1 protein-coding gene and 1 pseudogene are annotated in these 1,216 nt (G+C 34.4%); both read right to left on the bottom strand.

Annotated features, from left to right (window positions below; translation table 11 throughout):
* Positions 1 to 50: 50 nt before the first annotated feature.
* A pseudogene (locus tag ACRRU2_RS28510) lies at positions 51 to 425 on the bottom strand (IS256 family transposase); the annotation flags it as partial.
* A gap of 60 nt (positions 426 to 485) precedes the next feature.
* Complete coding sequence (locus ACRRU2_RS28505) at positions 486 to 1,160, bottom strand: IS6-like element IS257 family transposase (RefSeq protein ID WP_011117680.1); 675 nt, start codon at positions 1,158 to 1,160, stop codon at positions 486 to 488.
* Positions 1,161 to 1,216: the final 56 nt, after the last annotated feature.

Genomic DNA, 1,216 nt, shown 5'->3' with positions numbered 1-1,216 from the left:
AGTCAAGTCCAGACTCCTGTGTAAAATGCTATACAATGTTTTTACCATTTCTACTTATCAAAATTGATGTATTTTCTTGAAGAATAAATCCATTCATCATGTAGGTCCATAAGAACGGCTCCAATTAAGCGATTGGCTGATGTTTGATTGGGGAAGATGCGAATAATCTTTTCTCTTCTGCGTACTTCTTGATTCAGTCGTTCAATTAGATTGGTACTCTTTAGTCGATTGTGGGAATTTCCTTGTACGGTATATTGAAAGGCGTCTTCGAATCCATCATCCAATGATGCGCAAGCTTTTGAATATTTTGGTTGATCGATATAATCATGAATCAATCGATTTTTAGCCTCACGCGCTAAGTTAATATCTGTGAACTTAAAAATTCCTTTAACAGCTTCTCTGAAAGATTTTGAATTTTTTTTAGGGGTTCTGTTGCAAAGTTAGAAAAATATAGCTAACTACCATTTTATCATGTCGTTGTTCCCTTAACTGGCTAACATATCCCTAATTTCGTGGCATGGCGAAAATCCGTAGATCTGAAGAGATCTGCGGTTCTTTTTATATAGAGCGTAAATACATTCAATGCCTTTGAGTGTATTTTTTGCCGTATTGATACTTTGATATCTTGTCTTTCTTACTTTAATATGACGGTGATCTTGCTCAATGAGGTTATTCAGATATTTCGATGTACAATGACAGTCAGGTTTAAGTTTAAAAGCTTTAATTACTTTAGCTATTGCTACCTTCGTTGAAGGTGCCTGATCTGTAATTACCTTTTGAGGTTTACCAAATTGTTTAATGAGACGTTTGATAAACGCATATGCTGAATGATTATCTCGTTGCTTACGCAACCAAATATCTAATGTATGTCCCTCTGCATCAATGGCACGATATAAATAGCTCCATTTTCCTTTTATTTTGATGTACGTCTCATCAATACGCCATTTGTAATAAGCTTTTTTATGCTTTTTCTTCCAAATTTGATATAAAATTGGGGCATATTCTTGAACCCAACGGTAGACCGTTGAATGATGAACGTTTACACCACGTCCCCTTAATATTTCAGATATATCACGATAACTCAATGCATATCTTAGATAGTAGCCAACGGCTACAGTGATAACATCCTTGTTAAATTGTTTATATCTGAAATAGTTCATACAGAAGACTCCTTTTTGTTAAAATTATACTATAAATTCAACTTTGCAACAGAACC

The sequence above is a fragment of the Paenibacillus sp. GXUN7292 genome (assembly GCF_050864975.1).
Lineage (GTDB): Bacteria > Bacillota > Bacilli > Paenibacillales > Paenibacillaceae > Pristimantibacillus.
This window is presented reverse-complemented; position numbering and strand designations above follow the sequence as displayed.

What these genes read in the sequence shown, in the direction of transcription:
- ACRRU2_RS28505 (WP_011117680.1), bottom strand. Translation starts at nt 1,160, where the DNA reads ATGAACTATTTCAGATATAAACAATTTAACAAGGATGTTATCACTGTA.